This window comes from Streptomyces lanatus, assembly GCF_014655715.1.
Taxonomy (GTDB): Bacteria; Actinomycetota; Actinomycetes; order Streptomycetales; family Streptomycetaceae; genus Streptomyces; species Streptomyces lanatus.
Genome location: NZ_BNBM01000011.1, coordinates 16,085 through 34,267 on the forward strand (window position 1 = coordinate 16,085; position 18,183 = coordinate 34,267).

At 71.5% G+C, this 18,183-nt stretch carries 17 protein-coding genes; 8 read left to right on the top strand and 9 right to left on the bottom strand.

The window, feature by feature from the left end; all coding sequences use genetic code 11:
* Positions 1–31: 31 nt before the first annotated feature.
* Complete coding sequence (locus tag IE325_RS26755; RefSeq protein ID WP_190072630.1) at positions 32–1,063, bottom strand: LacI family DNA-binding transcriptional regulator; 1,032 nt, start codon at positions 1,061–1,063, stop codon at positions 32–34.
* A 178-nt stretch (positions 1,064–1,241) separates the two neighbouring features.
* Between IE325_RS26755 and IE325_RS26760 the strand changes: the two genes are divergently transcribed.
* Both IE325_RS26760 and IE325_RS26765 read left to right on the top strand, forming a co-directional pair.
* Positions 1,242–2,027 (top strand): TIM barrel protein, encoded by a 786-nt coding sequence (locus IE325_RS26760; protein ID WP_190072631.1) that lies wholly within the window; start codon positions 1,242–1,244, stop codon positions 2,025–2,027.
* Between the two features lie 41 nt (positions 2,028–2,068).
* Positions 2,069–3,112 carry a Gfo/Idh/MocA family oxidoreductase gene (locus IE325_RS26765; RefSeq protein ID WP_190072632.1) on the top strand — a complete coding sequence of 348 codons (1,044 nt, stop codon included), beginning with the start codon at positions 2,069–2,071 and terminating at the stop codon, positions 3,110–3,112.
* A 90-nt stretch (positions 3,113–3,202) separates the two neighbouring features.
* Here IE325_RS26765 and IE325_RS26770 read toward each other — a convergent pair whose 3' ends face one another.
* From IE325_RS26770 to IE325_RS26780, 3 genes are all read right to left on the bottom strand, one after another.
* The gene (locus tag IE325_RS26770; protein WP_190072633.1) at positions 3,203–3,787 is read right to left on the bottom strand and encodes an Rv1733c family protein; all 585 of its coding nucleotides are present in this window, start codon (positions 3,785–3,787) and stop codon (positions 3,203–3,205) included.
* A 100-nt stretch (positions 3,788–3,887) separates the two neighbouring features.
* Positions 3,888–4,643 (bottom strand): ferredoxin reductase, encoded by a 756-nt coding sequence (locus IE325_RS26775; protein WP_190072858.1) that lies wholly within the window; start codon positions 4,641–4,643, stop codon positions 3,888–3,890.
* A 1-nt stretch (position 4,644) separates the two neighbouring features.
* Positions 4,645–5,250 (bottom strand): sulfite oxidase-like oxidoreductase, encoded by a 606-nt coding sequence (locus IE325_RS26780; RefSeq protein WP_190072634.1) that lies wholly within the window; start codon positions 5,248–5,250, stop codon positions 4,645–4,647.
* Positions 5,251–5,540: 290 nt separating this feature from the next.
* Here IE325_RS26780 and IE325_RS26785 point away from each other — a divergent pair, with 290 nt between their 5' ends.
* The gene (locus IE325_RS26785) at positions 5,541–6,368 is read left to right on the top strand and encodes a putative protein N(5)-glutamine methyltransferase (protein WP_190072635.1); all 828 of its coding nucleotides are present in this window, start codon (positions 5,541–5,543) and stop codon (positions 6,366–6,368) included.
* On the opposite strand, the gene IE325_RS26790 is transcribed toward IE325_RS26785, so the two are convergent.
* Positions 6,369–7,043, bottom strand: a complete 675-nt coding sequence (locus IE325_RS26790; RefSeq protein WP_190072636.1) for a hypothetical protein — start codon at positions 7,041–7,043, stop codon at positions 6,369–6,371.
* A gap of 121 nt (positions 7,044–7,164) precedes the next feature.
* On the bottom strand, positions 7,165–9,243 hold the full coding sequence (locus tag IE325_RS26795; RefSeq protein WP_190072637.1) for a SpoIIE family protein phosphatase: 2,079 nt from the start codon (positions 9,241–9,243) through the stop codon (positions 7,165–7,167).
* Between the two features lie 268 nt (positions 9,244–9,511).
* On the opposite strand from IE325_RS26795, the gene IE325_RS26800 reads away from it, so the two are divergent.
* From IE325_RS26800 to IE325_RS26815, 4 genes are all read left to right on the top strand, one after another.
* Positions 9,512–10,384, top strand: a complete 873-nt coding sequence (locus tag IE325_RS26800; RefSeq protein WP_190072638.1) for a hypothetical protein — start codon at positions 9,512–9,514, stop codon at positions 10,382–10,384.
* Positions 10,385–10,525: 141 nt separating this feature from the next.
* Positions 10,526–10,903 carry a hypothetical protein gene (locus IE325_RS26805; protein ID WP_190072639.1) on the top strand — a complete coding sequence of 126 codons (378 nt, stop codon included), beginning with the start codon at positions 10,526–10,528 and terminating at the stop codon, positions 10,901–10,903.
* 855 nt (positions 10,904–11,758) lie between these two features.
* Positions 11,759–13,774, top strand: a complete 2,016-nt coding sequence (locus IE325_RS26810) for an NADPH-dependent 2,4-dienoyl-CoA reductase (RefSeq protein WP_190072640.1) — start codon at positions 11,759–11,761, stop codon at positions 13,772–13,774.
* Between the two features lie 31 nt (positions 13,775–13,805).
* Entirely contained in the window at positions 13,806–14,339 is a 534-nt protein-coding gene (locus IE325_RS26815; protein WP_190072641.1) for a PadR family transcriptional regulator, read from the top strand.
* Between the two features lie 22 nt (positions 14,340–14,361).
* On the opposite strand, the gene IE325_RS26820 is transcribed toward IE325_RS26815, so the two are convergent.
* On the bottom strand, positions 14,362–14,898 hold the full coding sequence (locus tag IE325_RS26820) for a hypothetical protein (RefSeq protein WP_190072642.1): 537 nt from the start codon (positions 14,896–14,898) through the stop codon (positions 14,362–14,364).
* Between the two features lie 208 nt (positions 14,899–15,106).
* Positions 15,107–16,087: a fibronectin type III domain-containing protein gene (locus IE325_RS26825; protein WP_190072643.1), complete on the bottom strand. Its 981-nt coding sequence runs from the start codon at positions 16,085–16,087 to the stop codon at positions 15,107–15,109.
* A 459-nt stretch (positions 16,088–16,546) separates the two neighbouring features.
* On the opposite strand from IE325_RS26825, the gene IE325_RS26830 reads away from it, so the two are divergent.
* Positions 16,547–17,242 (top strand): glycoside hydrolase family 75 protein, encoded by a 696-nt coding sequence (locus IE325_RS26830; RefSeq protein WP_190072644.1) that lies wholly within the window; start codon positions 16,547–16,549, stop codon positions 17,240–17,242.
* A gap of 74 nt (positions 17,243–17,316) precedes the next feature.
* Here IE325_RS26830 and IE325_RS26835 read toward each other — a convergent pair whose 3' ends face one another.
* Complete coding sequence (locus tag IE325_RS26835) at positions 17,317–18,078, bottom strand: SDR family NAD(P)-dependent oxidoreductase (protein ID WP_190072645.1); 762 nt, start codon at positions 18,076–18,078, stop codon at positions 17,317–17,319.
* Between the last annotated feature and the right edge of the window lie 105 nt (positions 18,079–18,183).

The window sequence follows — 18,183 nt, forward strand, 5'->3', positions numbered from 1 at the left end:
CGATACTCGGTGACCGCGGAATGGGCGATCGTCAGCCCGCCGTCGCCGCGGTTGTGGTTCCCCTGATGACGAGGTGAGGCGCGACGATGTCCTGTCCGGTCGGGGTGTCGCTTGCTTCCAGGCGTTCGGTGACGCGGGTGACGGCGAGTTCGGCCATGCGGGCGATGTCCTGGGCCATGGTGGTGAGGTCGACGTGGGGGAGGCGGGCCAGGCGGCTGTCGTCGAAGCCGACCACGGAGATCTCCTCGGGAACCGATACACGAGAGCGGAAGAGGGTGCTGAGGGCACCGGTGGCGCAGGCGTCGTTGAACGCCAGGACCGCACTGGGCCGGGCGCCGGCGGCAAGGAGGGCGTCGGCTGCCGTGGCGCCGTCCTGTGCGGTGAGTCCTCCGGGCAGGACGCGGATTCTGTCGGCCAGGCCATGGCGGTTCATGGCGGTGCGGTAGCCGCGGCGCCGGTCGGCGGCGCCGGGCGCCTTGCCGCCGTCGATATGGGCGATGTCGCGGTGGCCGAGGGACACGAGGTGGTCGACGGCCTGGCGGGCGCCTTCGTCGTCGGCCGTGCGGATGACGTGGACGCCGGGGACGGGCGGTCGCAGTCGCCGGGCCACGGATACGACGGGCAGAAGTGCGGCGAGTTCCGCGAGGCGAGCGGCGGGTGCCTGAGGGCCGAGCAGGATCAGGGCTTCGCAGCGGTCGCCGAGAAGTGATTCGACGGCCTGGCGCTCACTGCGGCTGGCGGCGACGGCGCTGAGGGCGATCTGGTAGCCGACGGATTCGGCGGCGGCGTAGAGGTGTTCCACCAGATCGGTGTGGAACGGCTCCTGGATCTCGAACTGCACGCCGAGCAGGTGGGTGCGGTTGCTGCGCAGCATTCTGGCCCGGGAGTCGGGGCGGTAGCCGATCGCGCGGGCGGCCTCCAGGACGCGTTCGCGGGTGGCGGGGCTCGCGCCCTTGGCGCCGCGCATCACGATGGAGACCAGCGCGACCGAGACGCCGGCCTGCGCGGCGACATCGGCGAGGGTCGCCCTCCGGCCGTCGGGAACCGCGGGGGTCGGTGGCACGGCGGCCCTCCCTGCTCATCGAGTGTGCTGTCCGCCGACGATCGTAGTCGAGGGATGAACTCTCAGGTCAGACCTACTGCAACGTTCTAGCCCGGATGTCTTGACATGCGGGGCCGAGGCCTGGCGTACTGACGGCGTGCTTCTAGAACGTTCTAGTACCCGAGAAGGGCGGACGACGATGTTCACACTGGCGGTCTGCGCCGAAATGGTCTTCCGTGACCTGTCCATCGACGAGCGGGCACGACGCCTGCATGACGAGGGCTTCCAGGTCGAGATCTGGGACTGGACCCGGCACGATCTCGACGCCCTGGCCCGTACCCCGGCCGAGTTCTCCTCGATGACCGGCTACGTCCGCGGCGACCTCACCGACCCGGACGGGGTTGCCGAACTGCTGCGCACCGCCAGAGTGTCGATCGACGCGGCCGACCGGCTCGGCTGTCCCCGGCTCAACCTGCACGGCACCGGTCTGGACGGGGACGGCCTCCCGGTGGCGCCGGTGAAGGGCGAGCCCACGCGGGAGATGTGGGCCGCCGCCCGCGACACGCTCGGCCGCATCGCGGAGCTGGGCGAGAACGCCCAGGTCACCTTCACCCTGGAAAACCTCAACACGGCCGTCGACCACCCCGGGGTGCCGTTCGCGAAGGCGGCCGACACCCTGGCCCTCGTCGCCGCCGCCGTGGACCGGCCTGGCCTGCGGATGAACCTGGACCTCTACCACGCCCAGATCGGCGAGGGGAACCTGATCGAACTCGTCCGCCGGGCCCACGGTCAGGGGCTGATCGGCGAGATCCAGGTCGCCGACGTGCCGGGCCGCTGCGAACCCGGCACCGGAGAGATCAACCACCCGGCCATCGCCCGCGCCCTCGCCGATCTCGGCTACGACGGCACCGTCGCCATGGAGGCATGGGCCTCCAAGGACAGCGACAGCGCACTGGACCGCTTCCGCGCCGCCTTCACCCTCTGACCCTCACTTTTCGCCCCCGACCATCGGTACGGAGAACCCGAATGACCACCTCGCGCCCCGTGACCATCGGCCTGATCGGAACCGGCCGGATGGGCTCCTTCCACGCCGAGACCCTCGCCCGCCGACTGCCCGGCGTCCGCCTCGGCGCCCTCGCCGACCCGGCCCCGGGTGCCGCCCGGGCTCTCGGTGACCGGCTCGGCTGCCCCATCGCTTACACCGACGTCGCCGATCTCCTCGCCGATCCGCACATCGACGCGGTCGTCATCGCGACCCCGGCCCGCACCCACGCGGACCTGGTGCAAGCCGCGGCCCGGGCGGGCAAGGCGGTCTACTGCGAGAAGCCCATGGCGATCACTCTCGCCGACGCCGACCGGGCCATCACCGCCGCCCGGAAAGCGGGTGTGCCGCTCCAGGTGGGCTTCAACCGCCGCTACGACAGCGCATTCCGCACAGCCCACGACAAGATCGCCGCCGGCGGTATAGGCACCCCTCAGCTGCTGCGCTCGCTCACCCGTGACCCCAAGCTGGCCGACCCCTCGCGCATCCCGCCCTGGACGATTTTCCTGGAGACCCTCATCCATGACTTCGACGCCCTGCGCTACCTCAATCCCGGCGCTGAACCCGTCGAGGTCTTCGCCATGGCCGACGCCCTGGTCCGCCCCGACTTCAAGGACCAGGGCCTGCTCGACACCGCCGTGGTCACCGTCCGCTTCGACAACGGCGCCCTGGCCACCGCCGAGGCCAACTTCCAGGCCGTATACGGCTACGACGTCCGCGCGGAGGTCTTCGGCTCCAACGGCATGCTCACCATGGGAGACATCCGCCGCACCCATCTGACCTCATACGGCCCCGACGGCATCCACGCCGAGGCCACCACCTACGACCAGGACCTCTTCCGCGACGCCTACATCGCTGAACTGGCCGACTTCGCCGACAGCGTCCGCACCGGACGCACCCCGCACGCCACCGGCCAGGACGCCCGCGCCGCACTGTCCATCGCTCTCGCCGCGGTCCGATCGGTCACGACGGGCGCACCCGTGCGCATCGACGAGGTTGACGACGACCGTCTGTCGTCCCTGGGTTGATTGCCGGAGCACCGCGCACGGCGCACCACACCCGCCTGCCGCTGCCCGCTCCGCCCGGCGTCGGTCCGCAGCCCCACGAGACGCCGCGTTTCAGGCCCGACGGCCCGTCCACTGCGGCTCCGTGCGCGCCCACTCCCGGTCCCACTCGGCGAGCCGACGCCGCATCGCCGAATGCCGTACGACGCCATGGCCGAGCAGGATGAGAGCGACCGTGCCGCCCGTCGCGCACATGCCGCTGATGACCGTGTGCTGCCAGACCGCTGTGTCGTCCGGTGGGGGAGGGACGCTGCGGTTCCGGGAGTTGAGCCAGATGTCGATCGTCTCGCCGGTCCGGGTGTCGGCGGGGACGTGTGCCGTCGTCGTGCGTGGGCCGTGCAGCGGATCATTCCAGCGGACCGTCACCTCGGTGGACGGCTGTCGTCCGGTCGGCGTCAAGGGAGCCGTGCCGGAGGTGCCGCCGACCACCTCGGCCCGTATATGACGGCGATCGGCGCGCTGCTCTTGGACCGTGTCGAGGGCGTCGTCATGGGCCCACCAGGCTGCCATCACCCCGACCGACGGAGCGACCACGAACAGCAGGACGGCCACCGCCAGCATCGTCCACATCTCCACGACATCCGACCGGCGCCGCAGCGGACTCGGCCGCGGGCGCCGGTAACGCACCCGATTTCGCATGGCGTCCAGGTACCCCGCAAATCGGACACCGTGCCTGAAGCCGGCCTTCCGATTCGGCGGTGAGCGTGGAGGTACCCCTGAGCCGAGCAGGGACCGCAGGTCAGCCGAAGCGCTCGATCCGGATGCGGTCCACGGGCTGCCCCGCCGCCACGAGCAACCGCGAGGCATGCTCGGCGAACCCGTTGGAGCCGCACACATAGGCCTCCCACCCACCGGGAGGCTGCTCGGCCAGTAGCGGCGCCACATGTGCGGCGGCCATACGTCCCACCGGCACACCCTGCGGCGCCCTCCGCGTGAACACGGGCGTCGTCTCGGCGCCGTACTCCCGCGCGTAGATCAGCTCCTCGGGGCCGCGCGCCGACACCAGCAGCCGCAGCGGCACGTCCAGGCCCCGCGCCCGGTGGTGCCGCACCATCGACATCAGCGGCACGACACCGGAACCGGCGCCGACCAGCAGCGCCGGCCGGTCCCCGGGCCAGGCGAAGAAGCCGCTGACCGGTCCGCGCACCTCCACGGTGTCACCGGGCCGGGCGACGGTGTGGAACCAGCCCGACACCTCGCCGCCCTCGACATGGTCCAGGGTGAGCTCGATGTGCCCGGAGTCGTCCGGCGCGGACGCGATCGAGTAGTGGCGCTGGGCCACATAGCCGTCCGCCGCCGTCAGCCGCAGCATCAGGTGCTGGCCGGGCAGATGGCCCACCCAGCCGGGCACCGCCAGCCGGAAGGTGGCGGCGAGCGGGGTCTCACGGCGGACCTCGGTGATCGTGGCCGGCTGCCACACCGCGGCGGCCTGCTCGCCGACCGCGATCCGCCCGGGCACGGCGAACCGCGTCGGCGGAGTGAATCGTTCGGTCACCTCAGTCACCGGAGTACCTCTGCTCCTCCCACGGATTGCCCCGCGCGTGGTAGCCGTTCCGCTCCCAGAACCCCGGCTCGTCGTGGTCGAGGATCCGCAGACCGGCGATCCACTTGGCGCTCTTCCAGAAGTACAGATGCGGCACCAGCAGCCGTGCCGGGCCACCGTGCTCCGGCGCGAGCGGCCGCCCGTCGTACTCCCAGGCGATCCAGGCCCGGCCCCCGGTCAGGTCGGCGAGCGGAAGGTTGGTGGTGTATCCGCTGTGCGAGTAGGCGACGACATGTGTGGCGGACACATGGGGCCGGACCATATGGAGAAAGGCGTCCAGCGACACGCCACCGAAACGGACCCCGAACTTCGACCAGCTCGTCACACAGTGGATGTCGCCCTCGTACACCGACGCGGGCAGCTCGTGCGCCTCGTCCCAGCTCCAGCCGCGCGGCTCCTCGACCAGCCCGTCGATGCGGAACGACCACTCGGCGAGCGTCAGCTCGGGCGTGACCTCGGCGGACAGGACGGGCCAGTCGTCGCCCGCGTCGTACTGACCGGGCGGCAGCGCGGCGTTCCGGACACGTGGGCGTCCGGTGAAGCCTCGGGTGACATTCATGCGGGAGGTGCCTCCAGGCCGTGGTGAGCGACGGCCCGCGGTCGAGCGTGATCGGTACGTGCTTCGTACAACCGTACGCGTTCCGGTGGCGTCGGCCGTCCAGGGGGCGCCGTGATCATTGGGGTAAGGTTGGCCGTCCGGCCGGGACAGTCCCGGTGCTGCGGAGACCAGGGAGGTGAGACCCATTACCGCTGTGTCAGGTCGGGTGCTCGCTCCTCGGATCGGCGCGGATCACCGCCAGTAGGCGACCGCGAGAGCACCCTTCGGATTCCGAAAGGCTCTCGGCTTCCATGCCCCCTCTGTCTCCTCCCTCGCCGTCCTCCCCACCGCCGCTCTCACGGGACGCCGTCGTGGCCGCGCTTCGCGCCGCCGGCTGTGTCTTCGCCGAGGACGAGGCCCGGCTGATCCTGGCCACCGCCCGCACCCCGGACGAACTGGCCGCCATGGTGGACCGGCGCGTCACAGGCGTGCCCCTCGAACTCGTCCTCGGCTGGGCCGAGTTCCGCGGGCTGCGCATATCCGTCGAGCCGGGCGTCTTCGTGCCCCGCCGCCGTACCGAATTCCTGGTCGAACAGGCCCTGGCCCTCGCGCCAGACGCCTCCGTGGTCGTGGACTTGTGCTGCGGCTCGGGCGCGGTCGGCGCGGCACTGGCCGCCGGACTCGGCGCACCAGGGCGGGTCGAGCTGCACGCCGCCGACATCGACCCGGCGGCGGTGCGCTGCGCTCGCCGCAACGTGGCGCCCTACGGCGGCCGGGTGCACGCGGGCGATCTGTTCGAGGCGCTCCCCGGCAGCCTGCGCGGACGTGTCGGCATCCTCGCGGCGAACGTGCCGTACGTACCCACCGACGAGGTCGGACTCCTGCCCGCGGAGGCCCGTGACCACGAACCCCGTGTCGCCCTCGACGGCGGCTCGGACGGCCTGGACCTGCTGCGCCGGGTCGCCGCCGAGGCGCCCGGCTGGCTGGTGCCGGGCGGCTGCCTGCTCGTCGAGACGAGCGAACGCCAGGCGCCCACGGCCCTGGAAGCCTTCTCCGCCAGTGGGCTGTCGGCCCGTCTGGCGCGCTCCGAGGAGCTGTACGCGACGGTCGTGGTCGGGCGGGTCCTCAACCGGCTCTGATCAGGTCGCCGCGCCGCTCTTTGAAGGGCTCTCGGAGGGGTCGGGGTTCCGCCAGTCCCAGTGGCGCGGCCCGCCGAACTTGTCCCGCCACTCGCCCGGCCCCCCGTCCCTGCCCTTCCCCTTCTTCCATTCCTGCCAGTCGCCCGCCAGCACCCGGGAGGCAGTCCTGGTGTCGTCGTCGGACCGCGTGCCGACTACGAAGATGTCCTCGCCCTTCTTGAGGGCCTCGGTACCGGAACTCTTGTCGCCCTCATGCCGGACGGTGGTGTCCGAGCCGACGGTCCAGGTCCACTCGGCGCCGTCCTCGCTCCTGACCGTGACCTGGTCGCCGTCCACCTTCTCGATGGTGCCGCGCTGCCAGATCCGTACGACCCACTTGCCGCTGTCCGGGTCCTTGACGGTCGACTCGCCGTGCACCCCGCCACCGCCGAGGCCGAATCGCGGGCCGGGCCCATGCCGTTCACCGGGGGTGTCCGGCAAAGGCGACCCGGAGGCCGCGGGCGAGGCTCCGCCGCCGGAGCCCGATGACGTCGCGGCGTAGGCGACCGTACCGCCGAGGGCCAGGACGGCGGCCGTTGCCACCACGGTCACGGTCCGGGCGCGGACGGGCCGCCGCCCGGTCAGGACCTCGAAGTCGCTGTCGGTGTCATGTGTGTGATCCGGATCGTGTGTCACCGCTCGCTCCCATCGGTCACGGCACCGGGCATCCGCCTGCCATGCCTTGCTGTGATTGTGGGTTGCGGGCAGTAAAGAGCGAGTAATCAGTTCCTGTGAAAAACGGACGCCCCTCGCATGGTCAACCCGGCGGCAGCACACGCGCGATGAGCAGCGCCACGTCGTCGGAGTTGTCGGGCTGGTGAAGGGTGCGCAGGAGGAGGTCGCAGCACTCCTCCAGGGGGCGGTCGGGGTCGTCGAGGAGTTCGAGGAGCGCGTCGAGGCGTTCGTCGAGCGGGTGTTGGCGGGTCTCGACGAGCCCGTCGGTGTAGAAGACGAGCTGGTCACCGGGTTCGAGGTCGAGGGTCGTCGTCGAGAAGGCGACGCCGCCCACGCCCAGGGGCGCTCCTGTGGGCAGTTCGAGGAGTTCCGGGCTGACGCCATGGCGGACGCGGACGGGCGGCAGATGGCCGGCGTTGGCGATCCGGACCTGCCGCAGCTTGGGGTCGTGCACGGCGTAGACGCAGGTGGCGATGGAGTGGTCGAGGCCCTCGGTGATCTTGTCGAGGTGTTCCAGGAGCCGCGTCGGTTCCAGGTCGAGGGAGGCCAGGGTGTGTGTCGCGGTGCGCAGTCGGCCCATCGTGGTGGCGGCGTCGATGCCGCTGCCCATGACGTCGCCGACGACGAGCGCGGTCTTGCCGTCCTCCAGCGGGATCACGTCGAACCAGTCGCCGCCGACCTCGGCGCTGGCGCCCGCCGGTTGGTAGCGGGAGGCGACCTCCAGGCCGCCGGTCACCGCGGGATGGCTGGGCAGCAGGCTGCGCTGGAGGGTGAGGGCGGTGTCACGGGCGTTCTGGTACCAGCGGGCGTTGTCGATCTGCACGGCCGCCCGCGCGGCCAGCTCCCGGGCGAGCAGCAGGTCGTCGTCGCTGAACGGCAGCGGATTGCGGGTGCGCTTGAGGTCGAGGGCGCCGAGCACCTCGCCGCGCGCGATCAGCGGCACCGCCAGATAGGAGTGCACGCCCGCGCGGCCCAGCTGCACGGCGGCCTCGGGGGAGCGGGCGATACGGGGCAGGTCCTTCTCCTCGACCCGGGCGACCAGGACGGGGCTGCCGGTGCGTACGCACTCGGTGACCAGGCGGTCCGGGCCGTAGCGGGCGACCTCGCCGGGCTGGTCGGCGGCGGCCAGCGCCACCGTGACATGGTCGGCCTGGACGGCCAGGGAGCGCAGCACCGCGGGCTCGGCGGGGCCGAGGGTGCTGCGTCTGCCCTCCACCACCGCCTCCAGCAGGTCCACGGCCGCGATATCGGCGAGCTCCGGCACGGCGACGTCGGCCAGCTCGTGCGCCGTGATCTCCAGCTCCAGCGTGGTGCCGATCCGCGCGGAGGCGTCGGCGATGAGTGCCAGGCGGCGCCGTGCCGTCTCGGCCTCGATCGCGGCCCGGTGCTGATCGGTGATGTCCACGGCCATCCCGGCCACGCCCAGTACCGTCCCGGCCGTGTCCTCAAGGCGGTAGAGCGAGATGGACCAGAAGTGCTCCTGGTCCGGGTCGGCCGGCGTACGGCCCACGATGCGCTGGTTGACGATCGGCTCCCCCGTCCCCAGCACCGTGCGCAGGGCCGCCTCGATGCCGTCGGCGTCCATGCCCGGCAGCAGTTCGCGCGGGGTGTGGCCGATGTGGTCCTCGGCGGGGATGCCGTTGAGCCGGGCCAGCGCCGGGTTGGCCGAGACATAGCGCAGCTCGGTGTCGAGGACGGCGAGGCCCACCGGGGCCTGCGCGATCGTACGCGTGGACAGGGCGACGTCCCGCTCAAGGCGGCGGACCGTCGTCTGGTCGGCGCACAGGCCCAGCGCGTAGACATCGCCCTGGTCGTCGAGGAGGCGCATGTTGCGGAACTCCACCAGGCGCGTACTGCCGTCCTTGCGCCGGATGGGGAACGCGCCCGCCCAGCCCTCACCGGTCTCCATGACGTCGGAGAACAGCTTCACGACCAGGTCCAGATGCTGCTCGTGGACCATGATCCGGGCGGCGTACTCGCCCAGCGCCTCCTGCGCCGAATAGCCGAACAGTTCCTCGGCCTGGGGGCTCCACAGCACGATGCGCCCCTCGACGTCCAGCACGACCGAGGCCACGCCGAGCACATCGAGGAGCCCGCTCGGACCCACGGGCCCGCGCACCGGCTCGTCGCCCCCGGCGACGGGGGATTCGGCTGGAGACATGCCACGCACCGCCTTCGCCCTTCCTCGCGGCACGCCGTTCCCCCGTGCCGACTCCCCTTGTTCTACCGCGTTCAACCGTCTCCCGGCCCCCTCGGTCGTTCACCTCCACCATCCCTCAACACGACGGCGGGCGTCCGCCGAAGTCAGGACCGGGGCACGTGACTGTGGCCGATCAGACAGCGGAGGTTCGTCTGCTTGGTCTGTACATGACCACCTGACCCCGCCAGACTGTGCGCCGACACGCCCCCACCCCCCGAGGAGCCCTCCCATGGCCCTGCGCGCCCGGCAACGTTGTCATGCCGCTCTCACCGGCCTCGTCGCCCTCGCCTCCGCCGCCGTGCTGTCCACCGCGGCGCCCGCGCAGGCCGCCGACACCTGGACGGAGACGGGCTCCGACCGCGCCGACCCGCTGACCGAGAGCCAGGGTCTGACCTCCGTCGAGGTCCCGGCGAACAGCCCCAACCGCTACACCGGCATCGGCACCATCCCCGTCTCGGTCTCCAGCCGGGGCTGGAACCATGTGGGCGACCCCGACGCCTCGTACAACGGCTACTACATCGAGCCGTACCAGGCGGACTCCGGCACCGCGAAGATGTTCCGGGTGCAGGCACCGAACGGGACCTGGTCGGAATACGTGCACACGCTGGGCTCAGGCGAGGCTCTCAACAACTCCTTCGTAGCCATCGCCCCCGCCGGCCAGTGGATGGTCTCCGGCGAGTGGGGCACGATGACCCGTCTGCTGGTCCACCCGACTCCCGGCGTCAACCCGAGCACCTCCCCCTCGGCGAACCTCCCCTGGACCTCCAGCATCCGGCTCGACCACGCCGTACGGGACGTACAGGGCTGCGACTTCCTCAGCGCGACGACGCTGCTCTGCTCCTCCGACGACCCTGCCGGCACCCTCTTCGGCATGACGAAGCCGCTGCTCCAGATCGACCTGTCCGCCGAGCCCGGCGCGACCGACGTGACCGGCCATGTCACAGCCCTGCGCCAGCTCCCGCTGCGCAGCGGCTGCTCCGGCGAGTTCGAGACGGAGGGGATCGACTACGACCGCCGTAGCGGCACGTTGCGCGTGATCGTGATCTCGCCCGGCTTCTGTGTGCTGACGGACAGCAAGACGTACAAGTTCACGCGGGGCTGAGGGGGGGGCGGACCGAACGGCTCCGCCGGTAGTGCTCCGGCACGGGTGGTGCTTTTCTTGGGTTGGGGTCCGGTTCCGCGGGCTACTCGTGGTTCCGCGGTGCGGCCACTCGGCCACTCGGCCACGAGAGGAGCGATCACGATGGATCGTGTACGACTGCACGAGGAGCCCGTGTCCGTCGAGATCAGCGGATGCAGCAAGGAAGACGCCCGGATCGTGTTCGACGCACTGTGCACGTGCTTCGAGTCCGACCGGAGCCCCGAAGACGTGCCGCAGCAGCTCCACGAGACCCGCCCGATGGTGTGGCTCGGCACGTTCGAGGTGACGGACGCGCATGAGTGCCCGGCACCCGCCCGGCTCTCGGCGTCCGTCGAAGCCGACGCACAGGGCGGCTACTGGGCCATCGAACGGCTCCGTACGACCCTGGACTCCCTGTTCACGGTCCACGACCTCACCTCGGCCTCGGGCGACCAGGAACGGGAACTGCACGTGGTGCTGGAGAGCCGACCTGGGCTCTGACGGCCGAGTCGATTCGGGCAAGGGCGGGGGGCTGGGTCGCTCGGTTGTGACGAGCCCAGCGGGGTGAGTACGGCGCGCGGATCGGCGGCGTGGACGGCGAGCGGGTCAGCGTGACAGGCCTGCTCGTCCACGCCGTGCAGCCCGGGTACGGCTCCCTTCCGAAAGCCCGCCGTCGCGGGGATGCCCCCCGCCCGCCAGCAGCGCCGCCGCGGGCTGCCCCTGCTCTCCGAGCCGATACGGCGGCCAGGCGGCCCTCACGGACCAGCCGCGCGGGAGACGGCCCGGCGGCGCCGCCGGGGACCCCGAGTGACCCGAAGGCCGCGTACACCGCGACCGTGGCCCGCCACAAACCCCGGCCGTCGACCACGACCTCGCCGAGCCCCGGGTAGCCGATCATCACCCGGCCGGGCGGGCCGCCTCCAGGTCGGCCAGGCACGGGCCCTGCCGAAGCCACCCATGTGCTCATCGACGTAGAACAGCATCGCGAGCCCGCCGCGCAGGTCATGGGCCCGGCCGTGCAGCCAGCCGTCCACGACCTCGCTGCCTCGCCCCCCCCGTAGCCGCCGGTCCCGCGCCCCCAAAGCGGGCGTGCAGCGGATGTACCCAAGGGGCGCGGGGAACTGCGCGACCCGCCCCCACGCACCCGCACCCGCTCACCAGCCCCACGCACCCGCACTCGCTCACCAGCCCCCACGCACCCGCACCCGCTCACCAGCCCCCACTCACCCGCACCCGCCCACTCGCCGGAGGCCTCCGTGGCCCGTCTCACCCCACCCTCCTTGTGCAACTAGTTGCATAAAGCCGACCGGGTCCTCTACAACTACGTCAGGCACGACACCGCACGGAGGGCCCCCGATGAGCCGATACCCGCACCTGCTGAGCCCGCTGGACCTGGGCTTCACCACGCTGCCCAACCGCGTCCTCATGGGCTCCATGCACGTCGGTCTGGAGGAGGCCGAGCACGGCTTCGAGCGCATGGCCGCCTTCTATGCCGAGCGGGCCCGCGGGGGAGTGGGGCTCATCGTTACCGGGGGCATCGCGCCCAACGACGAGGGGCGACCCTACGAGGGTGGCGCCAAGCTCACCACCGACGCGGAGGCCGAGCAGCACCGGGTCATCACCGACGCCGTGCACCGCGAGGGCGGGCGGATCGCGATGCAGATCCTGCACTTCGGGCGGTACGCCTATCACCAGGACCTCGTAGCCCCGAGCCCGCTCCAGGCGCCGATCAGCCCCTTCCCGCCCCGCGAGCTCACCGACGCCGAGGTCGAGCGGACCATCGACGACTACGCGCGTGCCGCCCGCCTCGCCCGGCAGGCCGGGTACGACGGCGTGGAGATCATGGGCTCCGAGGGCTACCTCATCAACGAGTTCATCGCCACCCAGACCAACCACCGCACCGACCGCTGGGGCGGCTCGTACGAGAACCGCATGCGCTTCCCGGTGGAGATCGTGCGGCGGGTCCGCGAGGCCGTCGGCGAGGACTTCATCATCGTCTACCGGCTGTCGATGCTGGACCTCGTCCCGGGCGGCTCCACGCTGGACGAGGTGATCACGCTGGCGAAGGCCGTCGAGGCCGCCGGCGCGACCATCATCAACACCGGCATCGGCTGGCACGAGGCGCGCATCCCGACCATCGCCACGTCCGTGCCGCGCGGCGCCTACACCTGGGTCACCAAGCGGCTGATGGGCGAGGTGTCGGTCCCGCTCGTCACCACCAACCGGATCAACACCCCCGAGCTGGCCGAGGAGTTGCTGGCGGGCGGCTCCGCGGACATGGTCTCGATGGCCCGCCCGATGCTCGCCGACCCCGACTTCGTCGCCAAGGCCGCCGCGGGGAAGCCCGAGGCCATCAACACCTGCATCGGCTGCAACCAGGCCTGCCTCGACCACACCTTCAGCGGCAAGATCACCTCCTGTCTGGTCAACCCGCGCGCCTGCCACGAGACCGAGCTGACGCTGTCCCCGACCCGGCTGCGCAAGCGCGTCGCGGTCGTCGGCGCCGGGCCCGCCGGCCTCGCCTGCGCCGTCAGCGCCGCCGAACGCGGCCATGACGTCACGCTGTTCGACGCCGCCGGCGAGATCGGCGGCCAGCTGAACGTCGCCCGCAAGGTCCCCGGCAAGCAGGAGTTCGACGAGACCCTGCGCTACTTCCGCCACCAACTCGACTGGCAGGGCGTCGACATACGCCTGAACACCTGGGTGTCGGCCGAGGACCTCGCCGCCTACGACGAGGTTGTCGTCGCCACCGGCGTCACCCCGCGCACCCCGGAGATCCCCGGCATCGACCACCCGAGCGTGGTGGGCTACCTCGACGTGCTCCGCGACGGCGCACCCGTCGGCGACCGCGTCGCCGTCCTCGGCGCGGGCGGCATCGGCTTCGACGTCGCCGAGTTCCTCACCGACGGCGGCGACAAGGCGAGCGAGGATCCCGAGACGTACTTCCGGAACTGGGGCGTCGACATGGACTACACGGCACCCGGCGGCCTCGCCGCCCCCGAGCGCCCCGCCCCGCCGCGCACCGTCTACCTGCTCCAGCGCAAGACCACCAAGGTCGGCGCGGGCCTCGGCAAGACCACCGGTTGGATCCACCGCACCGAGCTCAAGCACCGGGGCGTCACCATGGTCCCGGGCGTGCGCTACGACCGTATCGACGACGCCGGACTGCATGTCACCGCCGGTGAGGAGAGCACGGTCCTCCCCGTCGACACCGTCGTGCTGTGCACCGGCCAGGAGCCGCGTCGCGGGCTGTACGAGGAGCTGATCGCCGCCGGGCGCAGCGCGCACCTCATCGGCGGCGCCGACGTGGCCGCCGAACTGGACGCCAAGCGGGCCATCAAGCAGGGCACCGAGCTGGCGGCGAGCCTCTAGGGGCACCCGAGCGCGTCCCTAGGATGAGCCCATGTCCCTCCCCTACGCGATTCTCACCGCCCTGCTCGAAAAGCCGTCCTCGGGGCTGGAGCTGACCCGTCGCTTCGACAAGTCGATCGGCTACTTCTGGTCGGCGACGCATCAGCAGATCTATCGCGAGCTGGGAAAACTGGAGGCCGAGGGGTTCATCCGGACGCTGCCGTCGCAGCAGCCGGCCCGTGGGCAGAAGAAGAGCTACGAGGTCCTGCCCGCGGGCCGCGCCGAACTGGCCCGCTGGACCGGCACGTCCCAGGACCCGAGGCCGCACCGCGACACGCTGCTACTGCGGATGCGCGCCGCGGCCGTCGTGGGGACCGAGGGCATCGAGGCGGATCTGCGCCGCCATCTCGACCTGCACCAGCGGCAGCTGGCCGAGTACGAGGAGATCGACAAGCGCGACTTTCCGCCCGGCAAGGACAGCTCACAGGACCGGCTGCGGCATCTGGTGCTGCGCGCGGGCATCGATCTGGAGACCTTCTGGATCCAGTGGCTCACGCACGCACTGGAGGAGTTCGAAACGGTGTGAGCCGACGGCCGCTCGGACGTCCTCAGAGCCGGTGCGGACTCGACTTGCGGCGCAGATACATGACCGTGCCCACGGCAGCCGTACCCACCAACACGCCGCCGCCCACCAGGGTCAGGGGGCCGAAGTCCGTCGAGGAACCTCCGACACCGCCCATGACACCGCGTGACGGCGAGGCCGTGGCGGAGATCGTACGGGTGGGGGTGGCGCCCGCCACGACCACGGACTGCGTGCCCGCCGTCGCGCCGTTGGAGCACACGACGATGACGGTATAGGTGCCGGGGCTCACGTTCGCCCAGGCGGCCGACTGCAGCTTTTCCGACCCCGACAGGGAGACCTGGCGGCCCTGGGCGAAGTTCGCCTGCCGGCTGTTGAGCAGCGAGGCGGTGCCCCAGCTGCCGTTGACGTTCGTGCAGGTGCTGGTCGTGACGGAGACCGTGGACCCGGTGGTGCTCACGGAGATCCCCGACACCGCGGCGGCCGGTCCGGCGGCCACGAAGAGGGGAAGTGAGGCGGCTGCCACGGTCAGGCCCGAGCGGAGGAAGAGCGATGAGTTGCGCATGTGGGTTCCCTCCGGCGGCACGGTCGGCGGTACGTCCGTTGCGCCGCCGAGGGTCGGGAACACCCGTGCTGCCTCAACGGCAGCCAACGCGCCCCAGGACCGGCCCGCATGCGGGCGTCCCCCGGACAGGTGATGTGCCGCCGCATCCGGGGGAAAACGGGCCGGCTCTCAGCCCCGTGCCCCGCCCTTCACTCCTGCGCTCCGGTCGTCACGCCCGAGGTCCCGTCGTCACCGTCCGCTCCGTCGAGAAGCCGCCCCAGGTGCCGTCCGGCAGCCGCCCTCGGATCCGCACCCGATGGCTCACTCCGCTCTCCGGGGTGAGATAGAAGCTGTACGTGGCCTTGTCCCTGGGTGCGCTCCCGCCGTACACCAGCGAGGTCGCCGCACGTCCGTCGAGCTGGATCTGATACTCCGTGACGACCCCGTCGGCGCGCGGTGGCACCCAGCTCAGATCGAGGTAGTAAGCCCCGTCCGCGCGATGGGTCGTGACCTGGAAGCCGGTCGGAGCGGTGCCGCGGCCGTCATCGGTGCCCGGCGTGGTGATGCGTACGGCCGCCGTGGCCGGGGAGAGATTGTCGGCCGCGTCGCGGGCCCGGACGCTGAAGGAGTATCGGGTGCCGGGCCTGAGCCCGGTGACCACGGTCGCCGTCTGGTTCCCGCCCACACTGTGGATCTTCGTGTCGCCCTGATAGATGTCGTACGACACCACATCCCGGTCGTCCGTCGCACCCGACCACGACAGCTGAACCGCCCGGCTGCCCACTGCCCGTCCCGTGGCCTTCCCCGGCCGCGTCGGCGCCTTGTCGTCGGTTGCCACGGCCGACGGAGTGGTCGCCCGGACCACCTTGCTCGGCGGCCCGAGACGCCCGTCCGTGTCACGGGCCCGCACGGTGAACGCATAGGGGGTGGACGGCTTGAGCATGGTGACATCCACCATGTGCTCCGCCCCTGGCACTTCCTTGACCTTTGTGGGGCCGCGATACACCTCGTAGTGCCGGATGCCGCGATCCGCCGAGACCGCGTTCCACATGACGTGCACGCTGGTCGCGCTGCCCGCGTCGGCGGTGACCCCCGTCGGCGCCCCGGGCAGCCGTCCGCCGCCGTCTCCGTCCGGCTCGCCCCACGCACAGGAGGAGAGCAGCGCGAGCGCCGTGCAGACGGCGGATACGAGTACGAGAACGCGACGCACGACTCTGCCTCCCGGGGGCGGCCTCGCGGCGATGGTACGGACCAATATGACTCGGCTGACGCGATCACATCAAGAGGGCGTCGGTCAGAGGGCGTCGGTCGGTGAACCCGCCGGTCCCCGGTGCAGCGCCGCCCGTTGGTGACCCGCCCCGGAGATTACGTATGCTGAAGCCCCTCGCGGCCGAACTCTCCATGGGGGATGGGGAGTTCATGCCGCCCGGCGCAGGCCGCTGTCGTCGCTGATCCGGCGCCGGACGCGGGTGGCCGGGGGCCGGAGCCCGTCGCGGGCCCGGGTCCCCGGTCCCTGGCGGACAGTTCGGGCGCCGATTTCGTGTCGCCGGGGTGTGCGGCGTACGGGCCCCGCGGTGGCAGCATGATCCGCACGCCAACAGATCGGGCCGAGTGTTCATCGGTGCCCCGCCGTGTGTCTGTCGGCGTCCCCGGCGGAGGGTTCCTCATCGTGCGTTTCCAGTCGCTGACGCTGGCCGCGGCAGGCGCCGCGCTGCTCGCCCCGACGCTGCCGCCCCCCGCTCCACCCACGGTCCAGGACTGGCCCGAGGTGCGCCGGGAGGACGATGTCGGCGCGGCCGACCTGCTGTCCAGGGTCCGCGACTGCACCCCCGTGTCGCAGGGCCGCTATCGCAGCGACGGCGGGCTGCCCGCGACGATCCCGGTGTGCGGGACCGGCGATGCCGTGTTCTGGAAGGCCGACATGGACATCGACTGCGACGGACAGCCCACCGATCACTGCAACCGCGACACGGATCCGTACTTCTCCGAGACGACGGCCTTCCAACAGTCCGACGGCAGGCACCTGAGCGCCGAACACCTGCCGTACATCGTCGTGCCCACCCCCAGCGACATCTGGGACTACGCCGCCCACGGCATCCGTGGCGGCACGCTCGCGGCCGTCGTGTACCAGGACCGCGTGCGGTACGCCGTCGTCGGCGACGTCGGCCCGCAGGACATCATCGGCGAGGCCTCGTACGCCACCGCCGAGGCCCTCGGCATCCCGCCCGACCCCCGGACCGGCGGCACGGCCTCCGGCGTCACCTACATCGTCTTCAAGGACACACGGGTCACGCCGATCGAGGACACCGCGGCCGCGGTGACGGCCGGGGAGGAGGCGGCGAGGAAGTTCGTGAAGGGCGGCTGAGAGCCTCAATTCGCGGACAGGGCGGGCGGGTAGACGCGTGTCCAGACGCATGTGTCCAGGCGTGTGTCCCGGCGTCAGACCGCCGCCCAGCCGTCGTCGACCGGCAGGATCGCGCCGTTGATGTTGCTCGCCGCGTCCGAGGCGAGGAACACGATCGCGGCGGCCTGCTCCTCCGGCTGTGCCACCCGGCCGAGGTTGACGAAGTGCGGGCCCAGCACCGCGGGCCCGTGCGCGTCCTGTGCGGCGTCCACCACGATCCCCGTCTGGGTGCCGCCGGGTGCTATCGCGTTCGCGCGGATGCCCTGCTTGCGGTACATCACCGCGAGGGACTTCGTCAGCCCCACCACGCCGTGCTTCGACGCCGTGTAGGCCGCACCCGCCGCGCTGCCGCGCAGACCCGCCTCCGACGCCGTGTTCACGACGGCTCCTCCGCCTGCCTTCAGCATGTGCGGCAGCACCGCGCGCGTGAGCAGGAACGGGGCGGTCAGATTGACCCGGACGACCCGCTCCCACTCGGCGTCCGTGACGTCCGCCAGAGCCGACATACGGTCCATGATCCCGGCGTTGTTCACCAGGACGTCCACTCCGCCGAAGCGCTCGACGGCGGTCCCGACGACCTGGTCGACGACCGCCTGGTCACTCAGGTCGCCCACCACCGCGACAGCGGCGCCGCCCGCCTCCTCGATCTCCTCGACGACCTTCTTCGCGCCCTCGGCGTTGAGGTCCGCCACCACCACTCTGTCGCCCTGTGCCGCAAAGGCCAGGGCTGCCGCGCGCCCGATGCCCGAGCCCGCTCCGGTGACGATGACACTGCGTCCGTCCAGTCCGCCGGCCATGTGGTTCTCCTATCCATGTGTGAGTGGGGCGGCGTGTCGAACGCGCCCGGGGAGCCTCACCCTACGACTTAATGTCTCTGAGTGACATAAAGTCCTGGGAGAGAA

Excerpts from the sequence above, each read along its gene's own strand:
- IE325_RS26785 (WP_190072635.1), top strand. The coding sequence starts at position 5,541 with ATGCCCCCTCTGTCTCCTCCCTCGCCGTCCTCCCCACCGCCGCTCTCA.
- IE325_RS26815 (WP_190072641.1), top strand. The coding sequence starts at position 13,806 with ATGTCCCTCCCCTACGCGATTCTCACCGCCCTGCTCGAAAAGCCGTCC.
- IE325_RS26800 (WP_190072638.1), top strand. The coding sequence starts at position 9,512 with ATGGCCCTGCGCGCCCGGCAACGTTGTCATGCCGCTCTCACCGGCCTC.
- IE325_RS26805 (WP_190072639.1), top strand. The coding sequence starts at position 10,526 with ATGGATCGTGTACGACTGCACGAGGAGCCCGTGTCCGTCGAGATCAGC.
- IE325_RS26760 (WP_190072631.1), top strand. The coding sequence starts at position 1,242 with ATGTTCACACTGGCGGTCTGCGCCGAAATGGTCTTCCGTGACCTGTCC.
- IE325_RS26770 (WP_190072633.1), bottom strand. The coding sequence starts at position 3,787 with ATGCGAAATCGGGTGCGTTACCGGCGCCCGCGGCCGAGTCCGCTGCGG.
- IE325_RS26795 (WP_190072637.1), bottom strand. The coding sequence starts at position 9,243 with ATGTCTCCAGCCGAATCCCCCGTCGCCGGGGGCGACGAGCCGGTGCGC.
- IE325_RS26780 (WP_190072634.1), bottom strand. The coding sequence starts at position 5,250 with ATGAATGTCACCCGAGGCTTCACCGGACGCCCACGTGTCCGGAACGCC.
- IE325_RS26835 (WP_190072645.1), bottom strand. The coding sequence starts at position 18,078 with ATGGCCGGCGGACTGGACGGACGCAGTGTCATCGTCACCGGAGCGGGC.
- IE325_RS26765 (WP_190072632.1), top strand. The coding sequence starts at position 2,069 with ATGACCACCTCGCGCCCCGTGACCATCGGCCTGATCGGAACCGGCCGG.
- IE325_RS26820 (WP_190072642.1), bottom strand. The coding sequence starts at position 14,898 with ATGCGCAACTCATCGCTCTTCCTCCGCTCGGGCCTGACCGTGGCAGCC.
- IE325_RS26810 (WP_190072640.1), top strand. The coding sequence starts at position 11,759 with ATGAGCCGATACCCGCACCTGCTGAGCCCGCTGGACCTGGGCTTCACC.